The following is a 24,324-nucleotide window of genomic DNA, read 5'->3' on the forward strand; positions in this document are numbered from 1 at the left end:
AAAATAAGTAAAGAGAACAATAAATCTCATTTTGAATAAGAGGGATTCGTTTATTAAAGGAACTGCTCCACCTTGGATCTATCTTAAGATTATGCTAGAGGAGTTATGTTATGCTTAACATCTATGTTTTAGAGGATCATTTTATCCAACAAAATCGTATTGAAGAGGTTATTCATACGATTCTTAAGAAAAATAACATTAAAGTGGGAGACTTTGAGATTTTTGACAAGCCCAATCAACTGTTAGAGTCTGTTACCGAGAGAGGGTCTCATCAGCTCTTTTTCTTGGACATTCAAATTAAAGACGATACTAAAAAAGGTTTGGAGGTGGCTAAGCAGATTCGCAAGAATGATCCCTATGCCAATATTGTTTTCTTCACGACTCATTCAGAGTATCTTCCCTTAACTTTTCAATACCAATTGGCTGCTCTGGACTTTATTGATAAGTCTTTGGAGGAGGAGGACTTTCAAAAGCGTGTGGAAAGTATTATCTTATTAACTTGCAAAAAGATACAGAGTCAGAATCCAGAAGATGCTTTTCGGATTGAGAATGTTAAGACCGTTATTCAGGTTCCCTTTCATGATATCTTGTACCTTGAGACCTCGGATATCGTTCATAAGGTTATCCTTTATACTAAAGAGGAGCAGATTGAGTTTTATGGCAGTCTCTCTCAAATTGAAAAGAGTGACCCTAGACTGTTTAAATGCCACAAATCTTTCCTTATCAACCCAGAAAATGTCATCAAATTAGATAAAAGTACGGGGACAGTCTATTTTGAAAATGGTGGCGTTTGCTATGTTTCAAAGTTGAAACTAAAGAAATTGCTTGAGAGAATCAGCCTATGACAGCAATCAATTTTTTGTTGGATAATCTAGACTTTTTAGCGGAGATTATCCTCTTTATTCTCATTTATCAATACATTACCTCCGAGAAGATAAAGCTAAGATGGTATATCATCATTCCCTTGATTATCCGATTTTTGTTTGTGCTTTCTCCAGCCCTATCCTATGTTTTAGGGCATGCCTTCTTGGTTGTTTATTCCCTCTACAGAAATCGTTATGGCAATAGGTTATTAGATATTTTCTATGGCTTGTTTCCAATTGTCATAGAAAGTCTTGTTCACAATCTTATTATTTATGGGATTGCCTTAGTCATCAATCGTCATTATCTGATTGTACTTAACCATTTTCATTTAAACCTTGTCATTGAGTTGCTAGTCTTTCCTGTGTTTTGGTTAATCATTAAGACCTTAAAAGTGGATTTCAAAGCGTTGAACTATGGTTTTAGAAAGTCATTTTCAAAGTACTTTTTATTGCTTATAGATATATCAATGTTATCTTATGCACTCCTTCTCCAATATATTACCTTTTTTGTGCAACAGAGCCCTGGAGGAAGAGATTGGCATGTTTATCTCGTGGTGACCTATGCTTTACTCTTTCTTGCGACCCTTGTTTATATCAATGCGACTTTCAGTGAAAGACTAAAAGAAGAAGTCCTACTCCAAAAAGATAGGCAAATGAGTGATTTGGCCCATTATAGTCAACAAATCGAGCAACTCTATACGGATATTCGTCGCTTCAGGCATGATTACCTAAATGTTTTGTCTAGTATCAAATATGGCATTGACTCCAAGGATATAGCTATGATTTCCGATATCTACGATAACATCCTTGAAAAAACAAAGACTCGGATTGAGGGAAAACAGTACGAAATTGCCAACTTGATTAATATTAAAGATGAAGCTGTTAAAGGTGTCCTGACTAGTAAAATCTTGGAAGCACAGGGACAGTCCATTACCATTCACCTTGAGGTCAGCGACGTCTTTGAAGTATCGAGGATGGAATTGTTGGATTTCATAACGGTGCTGTCCATCTTCTTGGATAATGCTATTGAGGCTAGTTTGGATAGCAGTACTAAAGAAGTAAACATTGCTCTTATCAGTGGAGAGACAAAGGTAGTAATAGTGGAGAATACCATTGCTCAAGAATCTATCAATACAGTCGGTATCTTTAAACTTGGCCGCTCAAGTAAAGGAGAGGGACGTGGTATAGGTCTGTCCACTGTTCGAGAGATTTTAGGGAAGTATCCTAATTGTTCTTTGTCTACACAATCTAAAGACTATCGTTTTAAACAGACGCTAAAAATAGAAGATGTGGTTTGATTATGACGAAAAAACGACCGTTTATGACTTCAATGAAAAATTTAGCTTTCTATATATTATAATAACCTCGTAAATTATCAGAAAAGGAATCTCACTCATGAAAAATACAAGTAAACTCATTGGTATCCTATCAGCTATAATTGTAGTTATCCTTGCTGTCTTTTTGGTGACTAAGTTTAATAGTCATGAGTCGGCGCGTGTTAGCACAAGTGGTAGCCCAGCCAAGACGGTCAAGAAATCATCTTCAAGCTCAAGTAAAGCTGTTAAGAAGGATAAGAAATCAGCCCAATCATCAACTTCAGCAGTTTCAAATGAAGAAAATGACAATCAGGCTTCAGCAGTAGCACCTAAAACTTCTTCTCAAGAACAAGCTCAAGCAGGCGCTACAGATGGTGGACAAGTGGCTGAAGCTACAACACCAGCTTCTCAAGTTGGAGGAGTGGAAGGTGGTCGAGGTGCTTGGACAGCTACTTCTGGAACATTGACACTTGATGAGGAAACACCTGTATATGCTGCACCAGATAAAGATAGCGGAGCAGTATCTACACTTCCTGCCGGAGATGTTGATTGGGATAAATATGAAATTTTACCTGATGGAAATTGGTATAGCTTTGTCAAAGATGGACAACGTTATTATATTTCATATTCAGATGTAGGACATTGATAAATGATTAAAAAGAAAACATGATAACTCGCATAAAGTTATCATGTTTTTTATGTCTCACTCTCCTTTTTCTAACAAAATTACGAATAAATAAGTATGGTTTGCTTCGGCTTTCGATTATGACGAAAATCGGACAGTTTATGATTTAAGTGGGAACAAATCAAATAAATTTGGTATACTAATGGACAAGTGAGAAATATTTAGTAATATTCTGTAAAATACTTGTAATATTTGTCACCGAGTGTTACAATCAACCTGTAACATCAATTCGATAGAGAGAATAATTGATATGAAACGAGAAAAATTTTTACACGAACAACAACGTTATTCCATTCGTAAATATTCATTTGGGGCAGCATCAGTTCTTTTAGGAGCTAGTTTGGTCTTTGCGGGTCAAGCTTTGGCTGATGAGCATCATGAGGTTTCAACACCTTCAAATGCTTCTTTGTTTGCTACCTCAGATAGTGATGCAGTGACCGCAGCTGATATTTTCAGTGGTGTAGCAACAGATGGGGCGGCGTCAAGTGAGAAGGCTAGCCAAGTTTCAACAACTAGCCAAACTGCTAGTGAAACTGCTACTAGCGAGGCTACAAGTGAAGTGAGTACTAGTACCTCACAAGCAACAGATAAAACTTCTGAATCAACAGCTGCCAGCTCAGAAGCAACAAGTGTTACAAATGCTTCATCTGAAAAAGCCACTAACCTTGATGTATCTGCCTTAACGAGAGCAGCTGTCAATACTAGTTTGGCAAGCCAACCAGCTACAACTACAGACAGCGACCTTCCAAGCCAAGGAACTTATGTCTACAAGGAACGTACAGAGGTTAAAAATCAACCTAAGGTATCTGCCAAGGCTGAATTTTATGTAAATCCAGGGGACAGCGTCCTTTACGATCAAGTCGTGACAGCTGATGGCTACCAATGGATTAGCTACAAATCATACTCTGGTGTGCGTCGTTATGCGCCAGTGAAGCCAGTGGCAGCTGGTAGCGGTAACGGTAATAGTGGTAATGGGGATGGCAAACCTTCTAGTGGTGCTCAAGCCACAACAGGTGCTTTGGATATCCCAGCGACAGGAACTTACTACTTTACACGTGACACAGATATTAAGAAGGAACCAAAAGCAGACCTCAAACCTACTTTTGTTTTCGGTAAGGGTGACCATGTCATCTATGATAAAGTTTTGACAGCTGATAATCACCAATGGATTTCTTACCTTGGTTATGACTATGTTCGCTACTATGCAGACGTTGCGACTTTGTCACCTGCTAAAGCTGAAACACCAACTGTTAAACCAACAGAAACTAATCAAGCAAAACCAGAAACTACTGGTGCTGAAAAGCTTCCAGCAAGTGGCACTTATAATGTGACACGTAGCTTGAATGTTAAAAATGAGCCTAAGGCTTCTGCAGAAACACTTTATACCTTGGAAAATGGCTACAAAGTGAACTATGACAAGGTATTGACTGCAGACAACCACCAATGGCTTTCTTACATTAGTTACAGTGGTACACGTCGTTATGTGGATATTGCGACTTTGAAAACTACTGAGTCTAAGCCTCAAGAAAACCGTGTTTCTGGTAACCTTACCATCAACAATCAAACCTATAATGGTTTTGATGTAGTCGTAACCAATGTTTCAGGTGGTGGCAAAGAAGTTAAAGAAGTGCGTGTCCCAATCTGGTCAGATAAGAATGGTCAAGATGACCTCACATGGTATCATGCTGACAAACAATCAGATGGAAGCTACAAGGTTCATGTAGATACAGCTAGCCATAAGGGTGATGCTGGTACCTATTCTGTACATCTTTACTATATGTTGAATGGTAAGAGAACTTATATTACAGAAACTAAAGCTACAGTCCCTCAATCTACAGAATCTCAAGTTACAGGGAAATTGACCATCAACAATCAAACCTCTAATGGCTTTGATGTAGTCGTAACCAATGTTTCAGGTGGCGGCAAGGCAGTCCAAGAAGTGCGTGTTCCAATTTGGTCAGATAAAAATGGCCAAGACGACCTTACTTGGTATCATGCCGATAAACAGTCAGATGGAAGCTACAAGGTTCATGTAGACACAGCTAGTCATAAGGGGGATGCTGGTACTTATTCTGTGCATCTTTACTATATGTTAGATGGTAAGAGAACCTATATCACAGAAACTAAAGCTACAGTCCCTCAATCTACTGAAACTCAAGTTACAGGGAAATTGACCATCAGCAACCAAACGTCTAATGGCTTTGATGTAGTCGTAACCAATGTTTCAGATGGTGGCAAAGAAGTTAAAGAAGTCCGTGTTCCAATCTGGTCAGATAAGAATGGTCAAGATGATCTTACATGGTATCATGCCGACAAACAATCAGACGGAAGCTATAAGGTTCATGTCGACACAGCTAGCCATAAGGGCGATGCTGGTACTTATTCTGTGCATCTTTACTATATGTTGAATGGTAAGAGAACCTATATCACAGAAACCAAAGCTACAGTGCCTCAAGCTACGGAATCCCATGTAACAGGAAAATTGACCATCAGCAACCAAACGTCTAATGGCTTTGATGTAGTCGTAACTAATGTTTCAGGTGGCGACAAGGAAGTTAAAGAAGTGCGTGTTCCAATCTGGTCAGATAAGAATGGCCAAGACGATCTTACATGGTATCATGCTGATAAACAATCAGATGGAAGCTACAAGGTTCATGTAGACACAGCCAGTCATAAGGGTGACGCTGGTACTTATTCTGTGCATCTTTACTATATGTTGAATGGTAAGAGAACCTATATCACAGAAACTAAAGCTACAGTCCCTCAATCTACTGAAACTCAAGTTACAGGGAAATTGACCAATAACGGTTCTTACTACAGTGTTCGTGGTAAATACGATGATATTATCATTGTCAATAAGAAACATGGTCTTTCTAAGGACTATAACCCAGGTGAAAATCCTACAGCTAAGGCAGCCTTTGTTCGTCTTCGTGACGATATGATTAACCAAGGTTTGAATGTTGGACGTTCATACAGTGGTTTCCGTTCTTATGACTATCAAAAGACTCTTTACGACAACTATGTTAGCCGTGATGGTCAGGCAGCTGCGGACCGTTACTCAGCTCGTCCTGGATATAGCGAACACCAAACTGGATTAGTCTTTGATTTGACCGATAAATCTGGTAATTTGCTTGAAGATTCACGTGCTAGTCAATGGCTTAAAGACAATGCACATAACTATGGCTTTATCGTGCGTTTCCAAGCAGGTAAAGAAGCTTCAACTGGCTACATGCCAGAAGCATGGCACATCCGCTATGTGGGTAAAGAAGCTAAAGACATCCACGATTCAGGTTTGAGTTTGGAAGAATACTTCGGTATCGAAGGTGGAGATTATTCTGCTAGCAGCAAACCTGCTGAAAGCAAACCAGCCACTACAGGTGCTGTCAACCTTCCAGCGACAGGAACTTATACTTTCACAGGTCGTGCGTCAATCAAGGCGGAAGCCAAGGTTTCAAGCCCAGAGTTGGCCTACTATGACAAGGGCATGAGTGTAAACTACGATAAGGTTTTGACAGCCGATGGTCATCAATGGCTTTCATATGTGACAACAAGTGGTGCGCGTCGTTACGTTGATATTGCAACAGTTAAAGCGACAGAAACTAAACCAGAAGTTAAACCAGTTGCTAAGCCAGCGGATAAACCAAATCTCCCTGAATCAGGAACTTATACCTTTACAGGTCGTGCCTCAATTAAGGCAGAAGCTAAGGTTTCAAGTCCAGAGTTGGCCTACTATGACAAAGGTATGACTGTTAACTATGATAAGGTTCTCACAGCCGATGGTCGTCAATGGCTCTCATATGTAACAGCAAGTGGTGCTCGTCGTTACGTTGATATTGCAGCAGCCAAGTCAGAAGCTAAACCAGAAACAAAACCAGTTGCGAAACCAGCGGATAAACCAAGTCTGCCAGAATCAGGAACTTATACCTTCACAGGTCGTGCGTCAATCAAGGCAGAAGCCAAGGTTTCAAGCCCAGAATTGGCTTACTATGACAAGGGCATGACTGTTAACTATGATAAGGTTCTCACAGCCGATGGCCGTCAATGGCTTTCATATGTGACAACAAGTGGTGCTCGTCGTTACGTTGATATTGCAGCAGCTAAGCCAGAAGCAAGTCAACCAGCCGCAAAACCAAGTCTCCCAGAATCAGGGCGTTATACCTTCACAGGACGTGCGTCAATCAAGGCAGAAGCTAAGGTTTCAAGTCCAGAGTTAGCCTACTATGACAAGGGTATGAGTGTTAATTATGACAAAGTTTTGACAGCCGATGGTCACACATGGCTCTCATACATGACAGTGAGCGGTGCTCGTCGTTACGTTGATATTGCTTAATGAAGGAATGAATCAGGTTGGACAATGTGTCCAGCCTTTTTTGATAGCCTTTCTTTATCATGAGATTGAATTTTTCAATTTTTGTGACGTCTTTTGGAGTGCTATAATGGTTAATATAGAATCGAGGTTACTATGAAAATCGCATTGGTACAGATGGATGTTGCTCACGGACAGCCTGTGGAAAATAAAAAGCACGTGAAAGAGATGTTGGAAAGGACGCTTGATGACAATCCCGATGTTATTGTGCTTCCTGAAATGTGGAATACAGGCTATGCTTTAGATGAACTGAATGGGCTTGCAGACAAGGAAGGTTTGGACTCTCAAGAACTCTTGTCTCATTTTGCTAGGAAACATGCTGTGGCTATTATCGGAGGGTCCGTTGCTATTGAGAAGGACGGCAAATTCTACAACACGACCTACGTCTACAATAAGTCTGGGGACCTAATCAATACCTACAGCAAGGTCCATCTCTTTGGCCTCATGGCAGAGGACCAGTACATGTCTGCTGGGTCTTCGGAGTCTGTATTTGAGCTTGATGCTGTGACAGCTGCTAGTGTCATTTGTTATGATATTCGTTTTCCTGAATGGGTGCGAACACAGATGGCACAAGGGGCCAAGGTGCTTTTTGTGGTAGCGCAGTGGCCAGAACCTCGTGTGCAGCAATGGGAGATTTTGTTAAAGGCGCGTGCTGTTGAAAATCAAGCTTTTGTAGTTGCTGTTAATCGTGTTGGAACAGGACCAGACGATGTCTTTTCAGGACATTCTATGGTTATTGATCCACTTGGAAATGTGGTCTTGCAATCCAAGGAGCATGAGGAGGGCATTTTTACGGCCGATATTAATCTTGAAGAGGTAGATAAGGTTCGAGGTCAGATTCCTGTTTTTGAGGATCGTCGCACGGACTTGTATCATTAAGGAGCGTTTATGTTATTTGAAGAATCGGACTTATTGAAGGCATTGCCAGAACAGTTTTTTGCAGGTTTGGTTGCTAAAGTTAATGCCAAGGTAGCGGAAGGAGCAGATGTGATCAATCTCGGTCAGGGCAATCCCGACCAACCGACCTATGACCATATTGTTGAGGCGCTGTGCGTCTCAGCGAAAAATCCTGCTAGCCATAAGTATTCACAGTTTCGAGGCAATCGTCCCTTTAAGGAAGCAGCTGCTAGTTTTTACGAAAAACATTATGGGGTCAATTTAGACGCAGAGCGTGAGATTTGTGTCATGGGTGGAGCTAAAATTGGACTAGTGGAATTGCCTCTAGCTTTGATGAATCCTGGCGACCTCCTGCTCTTGCCTGATCCAGGTTATCCAGATTACTTGTCAGGAGTGAGTTTAGGCCGTGTGACCTATGAAACCTTTCCTTTGACGGCTGAAAATGATTTCTTGCCAGATTTGGATGCCATTCCTGAGGAGACAGCTCGCCGAGCTAAGTTTATCTATATCAATTATCCGAATAATCCGACGGGGGCTGTGGCGACTAAGGCTTTTTATGAAAAGTTAGTTGCCTGGGCGAAGACCTACGAAGTAGGAGTGGTGAGTGATTTGGCTTACGGAGCTTTGGGTTATCAGGGCTATGAGAATCCTAGCTTTTTATCAACGCCTGGTGCTAAAGATGTGGGCATTGAGTTCTATACTTTCTCGAAAACTTTTAATATGGCTGGTTGGCGTCTGGCCTTTGCGGCTGGGAATGAGCAAATGATTGAAGCCTTGAATCTGATTCAAGACCATCTTTTTGTGGGAATCTTTCCTGCCTTGCAGGAGGCTGGGATTGCAGCCCTCTTAGACCCTAAATCTGAGGAGGCTGTTGCTCAACTGAATGCGACTTATGATGGCCGTCGAGATGCTTTTGTCCAGGCAGCTGCTAAGATTGGCTGGCAGGCCTTTCCATCCAGAGGTTCTTTCTATGCTTGGATGCCTGTTCCAGAGGGGGACACCAGTGAGAGTTTTGCGGATCTTTTGCTTGAGAAGGCCCATGTTGCTGTGGCACCAGGTAAAGGCTTTGGTCCCGCGGGTGATGCTTATGTTCGTATTGGGCTTTTGGTAGAGCCAGAGCGTCTAGTCGAAGCAGTCAATCGTATTGCCAACTTGCATTTATTTAATAACTAGATAACAATCATGAAACAAGTAGTTGAAAAAGACTGCTTGTTTTTTCATATTAATTTCAATTTCTCCTTGACAAATGAATAAAAATGCAATAAACTAGTTACATATTTATACAAAAGGAGTGCATAAATGAAAGTTTCAATCGTTGGTATCACTGGTTATAGTGGTTTAGAGTTAGTTAAAATTTTGAATAATCATAAAAAAGTGGAACTTGTTTCTATTCACGCAACCAAGGAAGTGGGCCGACGATTGTCTGATGTGTATCCCTATCTGAAAGGTGTTTGTGACTTAGACATTGAAGCTTATGATGCGGAGAAGATTATGAAAAAGGCGGATTTGGTTTTCTTTGCTACACCTTCAGGAGTCGCTAGTTTGCTAGCAGAGGAATTTGTTCTGGCTGATTTTCCTATTATTGATCTGTCTGGGGATCATCGCTTGCTGGCAGATGTTTATCAAGAATGGTATAAAAAATCACCTGCCAAGCAGAGTGTTTTGAATAAATTTACATACGCATTATCAGAATATACAGATGTGAAGGATAAGAAATTTATTGCCAATCCTGGATGCTATGCAACAGCGACGGAGTTGGCCTTGCTTCCTTTGGTTGCTTCTGATCTGATTGAGACGGATAGTGTCATTGTGGATGCCAAGTCTGGTTTAACTGGTGCGGGTAAGGCTTTGAGTGAGTCTAGTCATTTTGTCAATGTTCATGATAATTACGTGACTTATAAACTTAATCATCATCAGCATATTCCTGAGATTGTTCAAACCTTGCAGACCTTTAATCCGGAAATGCCTGAGATTCAGTTTTCAACGTCGCTTTTACCAGTTAATCGCGGAATCATGGCTACGGTTTATTGTAAGTTGAAGAAGGACGTGACTGTAGCTGATGTGACTTCAGCATTCACAAAGGCTTATAGCGATAAACCCTTTGTACGTGTTCAAGATAGCTTGCCAGAACTGCACAACGTTATCGGATCGAATTTTACAGATATTGGCTTTGCCTACAATGAAAAAACCAATGTTCTGACAGTTATTTCGGTTATTGATAATCTGCTTAAAGGAGCAGCTGGACAGGCAGTGCAAAATCTCAACCTCATGCAGGGATGGGATGAGACGGAAGGTTTGCTTATGACACCGTCATACTTGTAGATGAAAGCATAGAGTTAGGAGAAAAAATATGAAAGTCATAGATGGAACAATTGCTAGTCCGCTGGGGTTCTCAGCAGATGGGCTACATGCCGGATTTAAAAAGAGAAAAATGGATTTTGGTTGGATTGTCTCTGAAAAGCAAGCCAGTGTGGCAGGAGTTTACACGACCAATAAGGTGATTGCAGCTCCTCTGATTGTGACCAAGACCTCAGTTAAAAAGGCTGGAAAAATGAAGGCTATCGTTGTTAACTCAGGTGTAGCCAATTCTTGTACAGGGACTCAAGGTTTGGAGGATGCTTACACCATGCAGGAGTGGACCGCTGAAAAGCTAGGTGTTGAACCAGACTTGGTTGGTGTAGCTTCTACAGGGATTATCGGTGAGTTGCTACCAATGGATACCTTGAAAAATGGTCTTTCCAAGATAGTGGTTAATGGTAATGCTGATGATTTCGCCAAGGCGATTTTGACGACTGATACAGCGACTAAGACTATTGCTGTGACGGAGACCTTCGGACGTGATGTGGTCACTATGGCTGGTGTCGCTAAGGGTTCAGGCATGATTCACCCTAATATGGCGACCATGCTTGGATTTATCACTTGTGATGCTAATATTTCTAGTGACACCCTTCAATTGGCCTTGAGCCAAAATGTGGAAAAGACCTTTAATCAGATTACGGTTGATGGGGATACTTCGACTAATGATATGGTTCTTGTTATGTCAAATGGCTGTACCCTCAATGAAGAGATTCTGCCAGATACACCAGAGTTCGATAAATTTTCGAAGATGTTGAATTTCGTGATGCAAGAGTTGGCTAAGAAAATTGCCAAGGACGGTGAAGGTGCCAATAAACTCATCCAAGTTGATGTAGTCAATGCCCCTAATGCCCTTGATGCACGTATGATGGCCAAATCTGTTGTTGGTTCAAGCCTGGTTAAAACAGCTATCTTTGGTGAAGATCCTAACTGGGGACGTATTTTAGCCGCTGTTGGCTATGCTGGTGTGGATGTCCCTGTGGATAATGTTGATATTATGCTTGGCGGTCTGCCAGTTATGTTGGTCTCTAGTCCTGTTTCCTTTGATGATGAAGAAATGAAAGACATCATGCATGATGATGAAGTCACTATAACGGTAGATCTTCATGCTGGACATGAAAAAGGAACTGCATGGGGGTGTGATCTTTCCTACGATTACGTTAAGATTAATGCCCTCTACCATACTTAAGTTATCTATGACAAAGGAGTTAACTGATGACTACTGAATATATTGTAATCAAGATTGGTGGAGTAGCCAGTAAGCAGCTAACTCCTGAGATATTGGCTAAACTGTCAGAATGGCAGCAGGCTGGTCAAAAAATTGTTATTGTCCATGGGGGCGGTTTTGCTATTAATCAGCTGATGGAGGAGAATCATATTCCAATTCACAAGGTCAATGGTCTTCGTGTGACGGGTCAGTCAGATATGGCCTTGATCAAAGAAGCCTTGGTTGACATAGTTGGGAAAAACTTAGCAGATGAGCTGACAACTGCAGGTTTGCCAGCCTATCAGCTTGTAGATGAATTGCCAGACCTTGTCCATGCTGATTTCTTAGATCAAGAGACCTATGGTTTTGTGGGTGAAGTCAAAAACATCACTAATCAAACCCTAGTGAGCCTCCTATCTCAAGGCAAACTTCCCTTGATTCCTAGCCTAGGTTATAGTGAGCAGGGGGATTTGCTCAATATCAATGCCGATTACCTTGCCAGAGCTGTGGCGATTAGTCTAGGTGCCAAAAAACTTATCCTTATGACAGATGTCAAGGGCGTTTTAGAAAATGGTCAGGTTTTGGAACATCTGAACTTTGTGGACGTTCAGAAAAAAATAGATTCAGGTGTGATAACTGGAGGCATGATTCCTAAAATTCAAAGTGCTGTTCAGACAGTTCAAGCTGGTGTCGAGCAGGTCATTATTGGTGATAACCTAACAGATGGTACCATAATCAAGGAGTAAGAGATGACAAAACTATTTTCAAATTATAAACGGGCAGCGATTGATTTTGCTTCGGCTCAGGGCAATTATTTGATAGATACAACTGGCAAGACCTACTTGGATTTTTCATCAGGTATTGGGGTAACCAATCTGGGCTACCATCCCCATGTCAATCAGGCTTTGACAGAGCAGGTGGGCAAGATTTTGCACCAGCCTAATCTCTATCACAATCAGTTGCAAGAAGATGTTGCTGACCTTTTAATTGGTGATAAGGACTATCTGGCCTTTTTCTGTAACAGTGGTGCAGAGGCCAATGAGGCAGCCATCAAAATTGCCCGTAAGGCTTCAGGTAAACAAGAAATCATTACCTTCCAAAATTCCTTCCATGGTCGAACGTTTGGATCTATGTCTGCCACTGGTCAGGATAAAATCAAACAAGGTTTTGGTGAAGGTGTGCCCCACTTTAGCTATGCCGTTTTTAACGATATCGACAGCGTTAAGACCCTAGCTAGTGAAGAAACTGCAGCTATTATGCTAGAGTTGGTTCAAGGGGAATCAGGTGTGCAACCTGCGGATAAGGACTTCGTTAAGGCTTTGTCTGATTTTTGTAAGGAGACAGGTATTTATCTCATTGTAGATGAGGTTCAGACAGGAATTGGTCGTACTGGTAAGCTTTATGCTTATGAGCACTACGATATTGAACCAGATATCTTTACATTGGCCAAAGGTTTGGCCAATGGGGTACCAGTTGGTGCTATGCTTGCCAAGTCATCTCTTGGAGGGGCTTTTTCTTACGGAAGTCACGGCTCTACCTTTGGAGGAAATAAACTGGCTATGGCGGCGGCCAAGGCTACGCTTGAAGTTATGTTGGCTCCAGGTTTTCTGGATACTGCTCTTAAAAATGGAAACAAGCTACAAGAAAAATTGCAGGCAGCTTTATCTGATAAAGAGACGGTTACCACTGTGCGTGGCTTGGGTTATATGATTGGTATAGAGACCACTGGCAATCTGGGAGAATTGGTTCAGGCGGCTAGAGATAAGGGGTTAATTGTCTTAACTGCAGGGACAAACGTGATTCGTCTTTTGCCACCAATCACCCTAAGTGATGCTGAAATCGAAAAGGGTGTGGCTATCCTATCAGAAATATTTGACTAGAACATAAAAATCACTTGATTCAAGAATCAAGTGATTTCTTTTATTCATTGTCAGTAGCAATCTCGCTAAGAAGCCCTTTAGCTGTTGTCGTTGGCAGAATACGGACACGATTGAGTGAGAGGAGGCCATCCTTGGCACTAGCTAGCCCTTCGTTGGTTGTTAGTCCTAACTTGTATGTTTTCTTAGCTAGGTCCAGTGTCGTTTGATTGTAGCGACCTGATGGGTAAGCAATGGTATTGACCTTGGTATTGAGTTTGTTTTCAAGGAAGTCGATAGAATCCGTTAATTCAACCTTTTGTGTTGCCTTGTCAGTGGCTGACAAATCAGGGTGGTTAACCGTATGAGACTGGAAGCTCATGCCGTGCGCCATCATTTCTTTCATCTGCTTGACGGTAAGATTTCCAGCATTTCCCTTCTTAACAAAGCCAGTGATTACATTGTTGGTTGCCTTAGCTTTGTATTTTTTGAGAATCGGATAGGCGATGGTATAGAAATCTTCGTTACCATCATCAAAGGTCAGCCAAACAACCTTCTTAGCAGGCAAGGCATTTTCGGTAAAGGCTTTATAGGCTTCTTCAGGCGTTAGGAAATAGTAACCTGCCTTTGACAAAGCCTTGATTTGTGCCTCGAAGAGGTCTGGGTCAACGATAAGGTTGGCGTTAGAAGCTTCAGAGGGATCCATGACGTGTACGGCATGATACATCAGGATAGGGATTTGGACAGGTTCGTCATAGGTTTTCCATTTAGCTGTCGTCTTAGACTGACTGGTCTGAGTCTGTTGTTGTTTGCTTTTCGACTGGTTTGGGCGGTTTAACATAAAAACTGCCAGTAAGCCAAGAAGGACTAGGTTTAGTAAAAGCAGAAGAAGGTTCAGTTTCTTTCTGTTAGCGTTAGTTGATTTTTTCTTTTGAGAAGTCATTGTATCCCCTTTCAAATAGGTCTAGCTATTATTCTAACAAAAATGGAGTGGAAATGCACAGAATTTTCAGTAAAAAAAGAATACTTAGCTCCTTAAATGGCAACAATATTCTGTCAATTCCGATAGAAATATGTTACAATTAAAAAAATGTATGTTTTTAAGGAGAAATCGTAAATGTCTATTAAAATTGGATTGCTTGGCTTTGGTACAGTAGCTAGCGGTATTCCTTTCCTTTTGAAGGAAAATGGTGAAAAGGTTCTTGCAGCCTCACGTGACCAACTCGAAATTGCGAAGGTTTTGGTTAAAGATGACGAGGAAAAAAATCGTCTTATCGCTGCAGGTAACGACTACAATTTTGTCACAAATGTTGACGAAATCCTTAACGATGACGAGATTCAAATCGTTGTTGAATTGATGGGACGTATCGAGCCAGCTCGTACCTTTATCACAAAAGCACTTGAAGCAGGAAAAAACGTAGTTTCTGCTAACAAAGACTTGATTGCAACTCACGGCAAAGAGTTGATTTCTCTTGCCCAAGATAAGGGCGTGGCTTTCTACTATGAAGCTGCTGTTGCTGGTGGTATTCCAATTTTGCGTACTTTGGCTAATTCTTTGACATCTGACAAGGTGACACGTATCCTTGGTGTGCTCAACGGAACATCTAACTTTATGATGACTAAGATGGTTGACGAAGGTTGGTCATATGAGGATGCTCTTAAGACTGCCCAAGAACTTGGTTATGCTGAGAGTGATCCAACCAACGACGTTGAAGGTATTGACGCTGCTTATAAAGCTGTTATCCTTAGCCAATTTGGTTTTGGTGCCACAATTGATTTCGACGATGTGACTCACAAGGGGATTACAAACATCTCTACTGATGATGTAGCTGTCGCTCAAGAATTGGGCTATGTCATCAAATTGGTTGGTGATGTGCGTGAAGTAGAATCAGGTATCTCTGCAGAAGTATCACCAACATTCTTGCCAAAAAATCACCCACTTGCTAGCGTCAACGATGTTATGAATGCAGTCTTTGTTGAATCTATCGGCATTGGCGAATCAATGTACTACGGTCCTGGTGCTGGTCAAAAACCAACAGCAACATCTGTTTTGGCAGATATTATCCGTATTGCTCGTCGTCTTTCAGATGGCAATGTTGGGAAACCATTCAACGAGTTCCGTCGTGACTTGCCATTGGCTAATCCAGCGGACGTTAAGAGCAACTACTACTTTGCCCTTGATACGCCAGATGAAAAAGGAAAAATCCTTCACTTGTCTGAAATCTTCAACTCAGAAGATATTTCATTTGAACAAGTCTTGCAACAAAAAGCAAATGGCACAACAGCTCGTATCGTTGTGATTACACATGCTATGTCTAAAACTCAACTTAAAGCTGTTACCGAAAAACTTGAAGCAGCAGAAGACTTCACAGTTGTCAACACATTGAAAGTTTTGTCTAATTAATTGATAAGCCCATACTGGTGCATATAAGAAAGGTATTCAAGGAGAAAAGTCGCTGATGGCTTTCCTCCTTTTGGTGTATTATTATGAAAATTACTGTCCCAGCAACATCTGCCAATATTGGTCCAGGTTTTGACTCTGTGGGTGTTGCGGTTTCTAAATATTTGACAATCGAGGTGCTTGAACCAGCGGATGCATGGCATATCGAACACGATTTGGGAGATATTCCTTCAGATGAAAATAACCTCCTCATTTCAACAGCCTTGCAAGTGAAGTCTGATTTGCAGCCTCATAAATTGGTGATGACATCAGATATTCCCTTGGCGCGTGGTCTCGGTTCTTCAAGTTCTGTTATTGTCGCAGGAATCGAGTTGGCCAATCAATTGGCAGACTTGAAGCTCTCAGACGATGATAAACTTGATATTGCGACCAAGATTGAAGGTCACCCGGACAATGTTGCCCCAGCTATTTTTGGGAATCTTGTTGTGGCATCTTATGTGGACGAACATGTTAATAGTATCGTTACAGATTTTCCAGAGTGTGCTTTTATAGCCTTCATCCCGAGCTATGAACTTAAGACGTCTGATTCACGTGGGGTGCTTCCAAGTGACTTGTCTTACAAAGAAGCTGTAGCTGCATCATCTATTGCCAACGTTGCCATTGCTGCCCTCTTTGTAGGTGATTTGGTTAAGGCGGGACGTGCTATCCAAGGAGACATGTTCCACGAACGCTACCGTCAAAAACTGGTTAAAGAATTTGCGACTATTAAGGAACTGTCAGGTCAATATGGTGCCTACGCTACCTATCTCTCAGGTGCTGGTCCAACAGTTATGACCTTGACGCCAAATGATCAGGCTGAAGCTCTTAAAACAGCTATCGATGGTCTTGGTTTAGATGGTGAAACCTTCATCCTATCTGTGGATAAAGCAGGTGTTGTCGTTGACTAGAAAAAATCAAGGGCTACTCTTTGGTCTAGCGACTTATATTCAATGGGGATTTTTATCCCTTTTTTGGAAGCTTTTAGCAGGTGTTTCGGCTTATAATACCTTCTCATGGCGGATTGTTTTTACTGTAGTGACTATGTTGCTCTATGCCCTAGTTGCTAAGCAAAATGCACGTTTTAAAGATGAGTTAGTCGAGCTTTGGGAGGATAAGAAAGCCTTACTTCGCATGCTGCTTGCCAGTTTTCTCATAGCAGCTAACTGGTTGATTTATATCTATGCTGTGGGTCATGGTCAAGCGACGCAGGCTAGCCTGGGCTATTACATTATGCCTATTGTTTCTATCCTGTTTGCCCTCATTTCTCTTCGTGAATCATTGAGTAGGACCATGTGGGCAGCAGTAGTATTGGCCTTTATAGGAGTACTGGTTCTTGTTGCCAATACAGGAAAACTTCCCATGGTTTCATTGGGGTTAGCTCTGAGCTTTGGTTTCTATGGTCTAATCAAAAAAGGGGTTAGGCTCTCCAGTGACGTAGCCATGCTAGTAGAAAGTGGCTTGCTACTACCTTTTGTAGCTATCTATCTCGTTTTCTTTTCTCCAGAATCATTTTCTTCCTATTCGAGCATGGAAATGTTTCTCCTAGCCATATCCGGTGTGGTGACGGCTGTTCCATTGCTTTGCTTCTCAGAAGCAGTCAAAAGGGCACCGCTTAACCTTATTGGTTTCATCCAGTATCTTAATCCTACGATTCAACTTTTCGTAGCCATCCTCATTTTTGGTGAGACGGTCAGCTTTGGAGAGTTGAAAGGCTTCCTCTTTATCTGGATGGCCATACTAGTCTTTATAACTGGCCAAATAGTAACATTTCGTAGAAGTTCCTGATAGCTATCGGGAACTTTTTATGATATTGTCCTAAAAATGAGCCAAGTTTATCTGACAATTTTAGAACTTTAAGATATAATAGTAGTATTAGATTAAAATAGCGGAGAATTTTATGCGAAAAATGAAAAAGCTAGCGGGCTATCTGCTTCTGCTCGCTATCCCAGTTGCCATCGCTGCAGGCTTGTTTATCTTTAACGGTTCAGGTTATCGCTTGTCAGAACAAGATGCGGCAGACATTGCTTACAAAAATGCAGGTGTCAAAACTTCTGAGATTTCCCAATCAACAGTTTCGAAAGCACGTTCTGGGCTTCACGGAAGTTATGAGATTAGTTTCACAACGTCAGACAACCATTTTGAGTATACAATTGATGGTCAGTCAGGATCTATTTTGAAACATAAGAGTGACCATCCAACAACTAAGGATGAGGATGACGCTCAAAAAAGTGAAGAACCTAAAGACGAGACTCAACCTAGTGAAAGCAAGGAAGAGACAGCTGTATCAAAAGAGACTGCGCAAACAACAGCTCTTAACCATGCTGGCCTAGCTGAAGGTTCTGTGACAAACTTGAAAACGGATTTGAAGACTGAAGGAGACGGTAAGGTCTACAATATCAGCTTTGACTATGCTGCTAGCGGTCTACGTTATAAATACGCGGTAAATGCTGATTCGGGTGCTATCGTAGCCTATACGACTGAGTATCTCACAGGGGCTGCGGCTCCTGCTCAGTAGGTCGCAGATAGAGTGAAAGCCCTCCTTATTATTAAGGAAAATCCTTGCAATTTCTCTGAAATGGTGTAAACTTAAAGTGAAAACGGTAACAGTAGCTGTAGAGGTTGCCGTAGAATCAAGGAGGCTTTGACCATGAAAGAATTCCAAGCATTTAAAGACACGCTTAGCAATAAGGCTCTCAAAGCCATTTACGAAGAAAGTAAATTGGAAGTCCAAGACGAAACAACTGAAGGTACAGAAGCCTTCTCACTAGCCTTGGCAACCCAAATGGCTATCAATCTACTCGAAAGCTATGAAAAATGGCTAAAAGAAGAAAGAGCTAAGGAAGAAAAATAAGATGAAATCCTTGTCGGAAGACAGGGATTTTTCTAATGGAAAATAAAGTTATCTAGAATGTAGATTATCTGTCTTGAAATATATATAATACCATCATTCATGTACTCATAATAAAATAAATGATTTTACTTATGATAAATGAGCCATTTCTTGTGAAAAAGGTCTCGATTTTAGCCGATGTTTTGTTACAATGGTTTCAGCAAGTTCCTTAAGAGAGGAGTAGAGAGATGATTTTCTTGGTGGTTAGGATAATTACTATGATGTTAGGGGTTATAGTTACTTACCTGCTATTGTGTTATTTTATTAGTCATACACAGTCCGAACATGTTTTAATAAGAGCACATCAAAGACGAGTTGCAGCTGGGAAAAAGCTCAAAGATGTTTGTGGGCTTGAATTAAAAGTTCATAAAGAACATTTTCAGAAGGATTTTGAAGGAAAGTGATGGTGAACTTCATGGAGTTAATTAAATCATTTCTTGTGGCGCCCTATTTTCTTGGGATGATTCTTGGTGGTGTATTTTTAGGGATTTATGTGTTGATAGATAAGATTATTAAGAATCCGATAAAAGATATCGATTATTACAAAAAGTTTGTAGAATCTTACAAAGAAGAAGCAGATTTTTATCAAATGTCCTCCGAAGAGTATAAAACGATGGCAATAACTTACCGTAAGAGATATTTGGAAAGCCAAGCAAAGTTAGAACTTGTCATGAAAGGCAATAGTAGCCATTGAAAATTGTAAGGAAAAGTAAGACGGAGGACATACTTTCAAATTCAAAAATCAATAAGATTTCCATCATAATTTCATTTGTCTTGGTCTTAAAATTGTGATAAAATAAGACCATTCAGAGGTGCTTTGAAGCCCATTTGTCACAGGAAGCGGTGGTACTGAGAAATCCGCACAAATGTCAAAGCTGGTTGCTGATGGTCAAATTGAATCAAGAAAGCTGTGAGTGGTTGCCACTCAAAATTGGGTGGTACCGCGGATACACATTCGTCCCTGTCATAGTTATGGCAGGGATTTTCTATAGCTTTTAAATAACCAAGACCGAAGGTCACAGGTGAATTTAGAGATATTGATGCAGACGGAGCGCAAGCGAGGTCTACGTTCCTATTAAAGGAGGGTGACATGAAGCAATCTTTTGAGACCAGTAAATTGTACTATGGTTTTCCAATTTTTATCTTGGGTTACCAGGACCAGACACATGGCTATAATGTGACGACTTGTAGTTCTTCCTATAGTCTAGGAGATTGGCTCGTAATCGGGGTTGGTAGCGAGGAAAATGCGGCAGACCAGATTAAACATTATCAGAAGTTCACAGTGAATATACCTGATGAGGGTTTAATGCTTGAGATGGAACAGGCTGGTTTTATTAGTCATCGGGAAAAGATTGCTAAACTCGGCTTAGATTTCCAACCTTCTAAACTGACACAAGCACCTATACTGGATGCTTGCCCAGTCGTATTGGATTGCCAGGTAGATCGGATTATCGAGGAAGATGGCATCTGTCATATCTTTGCTAAGATCCTAGACCGCCTTGCTGATCCTGGTTTGCTAGATGACAAGGGACATTTCCGTAATGATTCTTTTGCACCGACTTACTTTATGGGAGATGGTCATAAACGTGTCTATCGCTATCTAGATAATCGTGTCGACCCCATGGGAAGCTTTATCAAGAAAGCGAGGAAGAGGGATGAAAAGAGCTGAGTTGCTAGAACGAATCGAGACGGAGCGACTGGTCTTGCGAGTCCGTACAGTGGCGGATGCAGAGGCAATCTTTGACTTTGCCAGTCGTCCAGAAGTCTCCTACCCAGCTGGTTTTCCACCAGTCAAGACCTTGGAAGATGAAATCTATTACCTAGAACATCTCCTTCCCGAGCGCAATCAAAAAGAAAATCTTCCAGCAGGCTATGGGATTGTGGTCAAAGGGACTGATAAGATTATCGGCTCTGTTGATTTCAACCATCGACACGAAGACGATGTGCTTGAGATTGGCTATACCTTGCACCCAGATTATTGGGGCCGAGGTTATGTACCAGAAGCAGCACGTACCTTGATTAATCAGGCTTTTAAAGAACTGGGGCTTCATAAGATTGAACTGTCTTGCTTTGGTTACAACCTTCAAAGTCAACGAGTCGCTGAGAAACTTGGCTTTACTCTCGAAGCTCGCATCCGAGACCGCAAAAATGCCCAAGGCAATCGCTGCGACAGTCTGATATATGGCTTGCTGAAGAGTGAGTGGGAGGTGGATTGATGCATGTTTTTATCATTGGAGCTCCAGCCTCAGGGAAAATGACCATTGGTCAGGAACTTTCGAAACTCACCGATGCGACTCTCTTTTTCAACCATCAACCAATTGATTTCGCACTCGAAATCTATCAAGATTTTACAGAGGAAATGTGGGAATTTGTTCGTGGAATTAACTTTTCTTTTCTTGGAACAAGCGCCAGGAATCATCGGTCGGTGATTTTAACAGGCGTAATTGACTTTTCAAATCAATACCAACTGATGTATTTGAAGAATATTCAAGATTTGTTAAATGAGTATCATCAAGAGATTCTTTTTGTTGAATTAGAAACGTCTCTTGAGGAGCGCTTACGTCGAAATCGGACGGAGAATCGGTTGAAGTATAAGCCCTTGAAACGGTATGTTGAGGTATCTGAAAGAGAGATTTTAGAGACTGATAAAATGAATCAACTTAATTCTCAAAAGCGACCGAGAGGTCTTCACCACTACCTTAAAATTGATAATACGAATCTGTCCGCAGAAGAAGTTGCAAAGCAGATTCAAGAAAAAATGAAAACAATAGAGAAAGGACACACACATGTCTAAAGAACTTTCACCTAAATACAATCCAGCCGAGGTTGAGGCTGGTCGTTACCAAAAATGGCTTGACGAAGATGTTTTCAAGCCTTCAGGCGATAAAAAGGCTAAGCCTTATTCAATCGTCATTCCACCACCAAACGTAACTGGTAAACTTCACCTTGGTCACGCTTGGGATACAACTCTTCAAGATATCATCATCCGTCAAAAACGTATGCAAGGTTTCGATACGCTTTGGCTTCCAGGTATGGACCACGCAGGTATTGCCACTCAAGCTAAGGTTGAAGCGCGTTTGGCTGAAGACGGCATTTCTCGTTATGACCTTGGCCGTGAAAAATTCCTTGATAAAGTTTGGGAATGGAAAGACGAGTATGCCTCAACTATCAAGCAACAATGGGGTAAGATGGGGCTCTCTGTAGACTATTCTCGTGAGCGTTTTACCCTTGATGAAGGTCTATCAAAAGCTGTTCGTAAGGTCTTTGTAGAGCTCTACAAAAAAGGTTGGATTTACCGTGGTGAATTTATCATCAACTGGGATCCAAAAGCTCGTACAGCCCTTTCTGATATCGAGGTTATTCACAAGGATGTGGAAGGTGCCTTCTACCACATGAACTACATGTTGGAAGACGGTTCACGTGCCCTTGAAGTGGCAACAACACGCCCTGAAACCATGTTTGGGGATACTGCCGTAGCGGTTAACCCAAACGATGACCGTTATAAAGATTTGATTGGTCAAAATGTTATCTTGCCAATCTTGAACAAGCCAATCCCAATCGTTGGGGACGAACACGCAGACCCTGAATTCGGTACTGGTGTGGTGAAAATCACTCCTGCTCATGACCCTAACGACTTCTTGGTTGGTCAACGTCATAACTTGCCACAAGTCAATGTCATGAACGATGATGGTACCATGAATGAATTGGCTGGTGAATTCAACGGCATGGACCGCTTTGAAGCACGCAAGGCCGTTGTTAAGAAATTGGAAGAAATCGGTGCCCTTGTTGAAATTGAGAAAATGACTCACTCAGTTGGTCACTCAGAGCGTACAGGTGTGCCTGTTGAGCCACGCTTGTCTACACAATGGTTCGTTAAGATGGATCAATTGGCTAAAAATGCTATTGCCAACCAAGATACAGACGACAAGGTTGATTTCTACCCACCTCGTTTCAACGATACCTTCCTTCAATGGATGGAAAATGTCCACGATTGGGTTATTTCTCGTCAGCTCTGGTGGGGTCACCAAATCCCTGCTTGGTACAATGCTGAGGGTGAAATGTACGTTGGTGAAGAAGCACCAGAAGGTGACGGATGGAAACAAGATGAAGATGTTTTGGACACTTGGTTCAGTTCTGCCCTTTGGCCATTCTCAACTATGGGTTGGCCTGATGTGGAAGCAGAAGACTTCAAACGTTACTTCCCAACGTCAACCTTGGTAACAGGTTACGATATCATCTTCTTCTGGGTGTCTCGTATGATCTTCCAATCATTGGAATTCACAGGACGCCAACCATTTAAGAACGTCCTTATCCATGGTCTCATCCGTGACGAGCAAGGGCGTAAAATGTCTAAATCTCTCGGAAACGGGATTGACCCAATGGATGTTATTGAGAAATACGGTGCTGATGCCCTCCGTTGGTTCCTTTCAAACGGTTCTGCACCAGGACAAGACGTGCGCTTCTCTTACGAAAAAATGGATGCGTCTTGGAACTTCATTAACAAGATCTGGAACATCTCTCGCTATATCCTTATGAACAATGAAGGTTTGACCTTGGATGTAGCACGTGAAAATGTAGCTAAAGTGGCTGCTGGTCAAGCAGGTAACGTGACAGACCGTTGGATTCTTCACAACCTCAACGAAACTATTGGAAAAGTGACTGAAAACTTTGACAAGTTTGAATTCGGTGTGGCTGGTCACATCCTCTACAACTTCATCTGGGATGAGTTTGCGGACTGGTATGTTGAGTTGACTAAGGAAGTGCTTTACAGCGACAATGAGGACGAAAAAGTCATCACTCGTTCGGTTCTTCTTTACACCTTGGATCAAATCTTGCGTCTCCTTCACCCAATCATGCCATTCGTGACTGAAGAAATCTATGGCCAAATCTCTGAAGGAACAATCGTGACTGCTGAATACCCAGTGGTTCGTCCAGAGTTTGAAAACGAAGCAGCAGCAGCTGGTGTAGAAGCTCTTAAAGACGTGATTCGCTCCGTTCGTAACTCACGTGCTGAAGTGAATGTAGCACCAAGCAAGCCAATCACCATCTTGATCAAGACTAGTGATAGCAAGCTCGATGCCTTCTTCAATGACAATGTCAACTACATCAAACGCTTCACAAACCCAGAACACTTGGAAATTGCAGCAGATGTCGAAGTACCTGACTTGGTTATGTCAAGCATCATCACAGGCGCAGAAATCTACTTGCCACTCGCTGACCTTCTTAATGTCGAAGAAGAATTGGCCCGTCTTGAAAAAGAATTGGCTAAATGGCAAAAAGAACTGGCTATGGTTGGTAAGAAACTCTCTAACGAGCGCTTCGTAGCCAATGCCAAACCAGAAGTCGTCCAAAAAGAACGCGACAAACAAGAAGATTACCAAGCTAAATACGATGCGACAGTCGTACGTATTGAAGAAATGAAGAAATTGGTGTAATATTTTAATGATAT

21 protein-coding genes are annotated in these 24,324 nt (G+C 41.6%); 20 read left to right on the forward strand and 1 reads right to left on the reverse strand.

What is annotated here, in order from left to right; translation table 11 throughout:
* Positions 1-110 precede the first annotated feature (110 nt).
* The 10 genes from A6J31_RS01310 (at position 111) to A6J31_RS01355 (ending at position 13,569) form a co-directional block, all read left to right on the forward strand.
* Entirely contained in the window at positions 111-845 is a 735-nt protein-coding gene (locus A6J31_RS01310) for a response regulator transcription factor (protein ID WP_064520606.1), read from the forward strand.
* Positions 842-2,161: a sensor histidine kinase gene (locus A6J31_RS01315; protein ID WP_064520607.1), complete on the forward strand. Its 1,320-nt coding sequence runs from the start codon at positions 842-844 to the stop codon at positions 2,159-2,161. Before A6J31_RS01310 ends, A6J31_RS01315 begins: the two co-directional genes overlap by 4 nt.
* 97 nt (positions 2,162-2,258) lie before the next feature.
* On the forward strand, positions 2,259-2,825 hold the full coding sequence (locus tag A6J31_RS01320; RefSeq protein WP_064520608.1) for a hypothetical protein: 567 nt from the start codon (positions 2,259-2,261) through the stop codon (positions 2,823-2,825).
* A gap of 289 nt (positions 2,826-3,114) precedes the next feature.
* Positions 3,115-7,194 (forward strand): LD-carboxypeptidase LdcB/DacB, encoded by a 4,080-nt coding sequence (gene ldcB, locus A6J31_RS01325; RefSeq protein ID WP_080610293.1) that lies wholly within the window; start codon positions 3,115-3,117, stop codon positions 7,192-7,194.
* A 132-nt stretch (positions 7,195-7,326) separates the two neighbouring features.
* Positions 7,327-8,109: a carbon-nitrogen family hydrolase gene (locus A6J31_RS01330; protein WP_080610294.1), complete on the forward strand. Its 783-nt coding sequence runs from the start codon at positions 7,327-7,329 to the stop codon at positions 8,107-8,109.
* Positions 8,110-8,118: 9 nt separating this feature from the next.
* On the forward strand, positions 8,119-9,300 hold the full coding sequence (locus A6J31_RS01335) for a pyridoxal phosphate-dependent aminotransferase (protein WP_080610295.1): 1,182 nt from the start codon (positions 8,119-8,121) through the stop codon (positions 9,298-9,300).
* Positions 9,301-9,426: 126 nt separating this feature from the next.
* Positions 9,427-10,449: an N-acetyl-gamma-glutamyl-phosphate reductase gene (gene argC / locus A6J31_RS01340; RefSeq protein WP_080610296.1), complete on the forward strand. Its 1,023-nt coding sequence runs from the start codon at positions 9,427-9,429 to the stop codon at positions 10,447-10,449.
* A 28-nt stretch (positions 10,450-10,477) separates the two neighbouring features.
* Positions 10,478-11,671, forward strand: coding sequence for a bifunctional ornithine acetyltransferase/N-acetylglutamate synthase (argJ, locus tag A6J31_RS01345; protein ID WP_080610297.1), 1,194 nt, complete (start codon positions 10,478-10,480; stop codon positions 11,669-11,671).
* 26 nt (positions 11,672-11,697) lie between these two features.
* Positions 11,698-12,435, forward strand: a complete 738-nt coding sequence (gene argB, locus A6J31_RS01350) for an acetylglutamate kinase (protein ID WP_070654859.1) — start codon at positions 11,698-11,700, stop codon at positions 12,433-12,435.
* 3 nt (positions 12,436-12,438) lie between these two features.
* The gene (locus A6J31_RS01355; RefSeq protein WP_070654861.1) at positions 12,439-13,569 is read left to right on the forward strand and encodes an acetylornithine transaminase; all 1,131 of its coding nucleotides are present in this window, start codon (positions 12,439-12,441) and stop codon (positions 13,567-13,569) included.
* Positions 13,570-13,609: 40 nt separating this feature from the next.
* On the opposite strand, the gene A6J31_RS01360 is transcribed toward A6J31_RS01355, so the two are convergent.
* A complete protein-coding gene (locus A6J31_RS01360; protein WP_080610298.1) occupies positions 13,610-14,488 on the reverse strand; it encodes a polysaccharide deacetylase family protein in 879 nt (292 codons plus the stop codon).
* Positions 14,489-14,662: 174 nt separating this feature from the next.
* On the opposite strand from A6J31_RS01360, the gene A6J31_RS01365 reads away from it, so the two are divergent.
* The 10 genes from A6J31_RS01365 (at position 14,663) to A6J31_RS01420 (ending at position 24,310) form a co-directional block, all read left to right on the forward strand.
* On the forward strand, positions 14,663-15,949 hold the full coding sequence (locus A6J31_RS01365; protein WP_002885943.1) for a homoserine dehydrogenase: 1,287 nt from the start codon (positions 14,663-14,665) through the stop codon (positions 15,947-15,949).
* Between the two features lie 83 nt (positions 15,950-16,032).
* On the forward strand, positions 16,033-16,893 hold the full coding sequence (gene thrB / locus A6J31_RS01370) for a homoserine kinase (RefSeq protein ID WP_080610299.1): 861 nt from the start codon (positions 16,033-16,035) through the stop codon (positions 16,891-16,893).
* A complete protein-coding gene (gene rarD / locus A6J31_RS01375) occupies positions 16,886-17,770 on the forward strand; it encodes an EamA family transporter RarD (protein WP_080610300.1) in 885 nt (294 codons plus the stop codon). Before thrB ends, rarD begins: the two co-directional genes overlap by 8 nt.
* A gap of 112 nt (positions 17,771-17,882) precedes the next feature.
* The gene (locus A6J31_RS01380; RefSeq protein ID WP_080610301.1) at positions 17,883-18,500 is read left to right on the forward strand and encodes a PepSY domain-containing protein; all 618 of its coding nucleotides are present in this window, start codon (positions 17,883-17,885) and stop codon (positions 18,498-18,500) included.
* Positions 18,501-18,632: 132 nt separating this feature from the next.
* Positions 18,633-18,836: a hypothetical protein gene (locus tag A6J31_RS01385; RefSeq protein ID WP_002886082.1), complete on the forward strand. Its 204-nt coding sequence runs from the start codon at positions 18,633-18,635 to the stop codon at positions 18,834-18,836.
* Between the two features lie 454 nt (positions 18,837-19,290).
* On the forward strand, positions 19,291-19,569 hold the full coding sequence (locus A6J31_RS01395; protein ID WP_142390723.1) for a hypothetical protein: 279 nt from the start codon (positions 19,291-19,293) through the stop codon (positions 19,567-19,569).
* A gap of 396 nt (positions 19,570-19,965) precedes the next feature.
* Positions 19,966-20,544 carry a flavin reductase family protein gene (locus tag A6J31_RS01405; protein WP_080610304.1) on the forward strand — a complete coding sequence of 193 codons (579 nt, stop codon included), beginning with the start codon at positions 19,966-19,968 and terminating at the stop codon, positions 20,542-20,544.
* Positions 20,531-21,091: a GNAT family N-acetyltransferase gene (locus A6J31_RS01410; protein WP_080610305.1), complete on the forward strand. Its 561-nt coding sequence runs from the start codon at positions 20,531-20,533 to the stop codon at positions 21,089-21,091. The genes A6J31_RS01405 and A6J31_RS01410 overlap by 14 nt, the downstream gene beginning before the upstream one ends.
* Positions 21,091-21,669 carry an AAA family ATPase gene (locus A6J31_RS01415; RefSeq protein WP_073950242.1) on the forward strand — a complete coding sequence of 193 codons (579 nt, stop codon included), beginning with the start codon at positions 21,091-21,093 and terminating at the stop codon, positions 21,667-21,669. The genes A6J31_RS01410 and A6J31_RS01415 overlap by 1 nt, the downstream gene beginning before the upstream one ends.
* A complete protein-coding gene (locus A6J31_RS01420) occupies positions 21,662-24,310 on the forward strand; it encodes a valine--tRNA ligase (protein ID WP_080610306.1) in 2,649 nt (882 codons plus the stop codon). Before A6J31_RS01415 ends, A6J31_RS01420 begins: the two co-directional genes overlap by 8 nt.
* Positions 24,311-24,324 lie beyond the last annotated feature (14 nt).

The sequence above is a fragment of the Streptococcus sp. FDAARGOS_192 genome (assembly GCF_002073815.2).
Taxonomy (GTDB): domain Bacteria; phylum Bacillota; class Bacilli; order Lactobacillales; family Streptococcaceae; genus Streptococcus; species Streptococcus salivarius_H.

What these genes read in the sequence shown, in the direction of transcription:
- A6J31_RS01310 (WP_064520606.1), top strand. Translation starts at nt 111, where the DNA reads ATGCTTAACATCTATGTTTTAGAGGATCATTTTATCCAACAAAATCGT.
- A6J31_RS01315 (WP_064520607.1), top strand. Translation starts at nt 842, where the DNA reads ATGACAGCAATCAATTTTTTGTTGGATAATCTAGACTTTTTAGCGGAG.
- A6J31_RS01320 (WP_064520608.1), top strand. Translation starts at nt 2,259, where the DNA reads ATGAAAAATACAAGTAAACTCATTGGTATCCTATCAGCTATAATTGTA.
- ldcB (WP_080610293.1), top strand. Translation starts at nt 3,115, where the DNA reads ATGAAACGAGAAAAATTTTTACACGAACAACAACGTTATTCCATTCGT.
- A6J31_RS01330 (WP_080610294.1), top strand. Translation starts at nt 7,327, where the DNA reads ATGAAAATCGCATTGGTACAGATGGATGTTGCTCACGGACAGCCTGTG.
- A6J31_RS01335 (WP_080610295.1), top strand. Translation starts at nt 8,119, where the DNA reads ATGTTATTTGAAGAATCGGACTTATTGAAGGCATTGCCAGAACAGTTT.
- argC (WP_080610296.1), top strand. Translation starts at nt 9,427, where the DNA reads ATGAAAGTTTCAATCGTTGGTATCACTGGTTATAGTGGTTTAGAGTTA.
- argJ (WP_080610297.1), top strand. Translation starts at nt 10,478, where the DNA reads ATGAAAGTCATAGATGGAACAATTGCTAGTCCGCTGGGGTTCTCAGCA.
- argB (WP_070654859.1), top strand. Translation starts at nt 11,698, where the DNA reads ATGACTACTGAATATATTGTAATCAAGATTGGTGGAGTAGCCAGTAAG.
- A6J31_RS01355 (WP_070654861.1), top strand. Translation starts at nt 12,439, where the DNA reads ATGACAAAACTATTTTCAAATTATAAACGGGCAGCGATTGATTTTGCT.
- A6J31_RS01360 (WP_080610298.1), bottom strand. Translation starts at nt 14,488, where the DNA reads ATGACTTCTCAAAAGAAAAAATCAACTAACGCTAACAGAAAGAAACTG.
- A6J31_RS01365 (WP_002885943.1), top strand. Translation starts at nt 14,663, where the DNA reads ATGTCTATTAAAATTGGATTGCTTGGCTTTGGTACAGTAGCTAGCGGT.
- thrB (WP_080610299.1), top strand. Translation starts at nt 16,033, where the DNA reads ATGAAAATTACTGTCCCAGCAACATCTGCCAATATTGGTCCAGGTTTT.
- A6J31_RS01380 (WP_080610301.1), top strand. Translation starts at nt 17,883, where the DNA reads ATGCGAAAAATGAAAAAGCTAGCGGGCTATCTGCTTCTGCTCGCTATC.
- A6J31_RS01385 (WP_002886082.1), top strand. Translation starts at nt 18,633, where the DNA reads ATGAAAGAATTCCAAGCATTTAAAGACACGCTTAGCAATAAGGCTCTC.
- A6J31_RS01395 (WP_142390723.1), top strand. Translation starts at nt 19,291, where the DNA reads ATGGAGTTAATTAAATCATTTCTTGTGGCGCCCTATTTTCTTGGGATG.
- A6J31_RS01405 (WP_080610304.1), top strand. Translation starts at nt 19,966, where the DNA reads ATGAAGCAATCTTTTGAGACCAGTAAATTGTACTATGGTTTTCCAATT.
- A6J31_RS01410 (WP_080610305.1), top strand. Translation starts at nt 20,531, where the DNA reads ATGAAAAGAGCTGAGTTGCTAGAACGAATCGAGACGGAGCGACTGGTC.
- A6J31_RS01415 (WP_073950242.1), top strand. Translation starts at nt 21,091, where the DNA reads ATGCATGTTTTTATCATTGGAGCTCCAGCCTCAGGGAAAATGACCATT.
- A6J31_RS01420 (WP_080610306.1), top strand. Translation starts at nt 21,662, where the DNA reads ATGTCTAAAGAACTTTCACCTAAATACAATCCAGCCGAGGTTGAGGCT.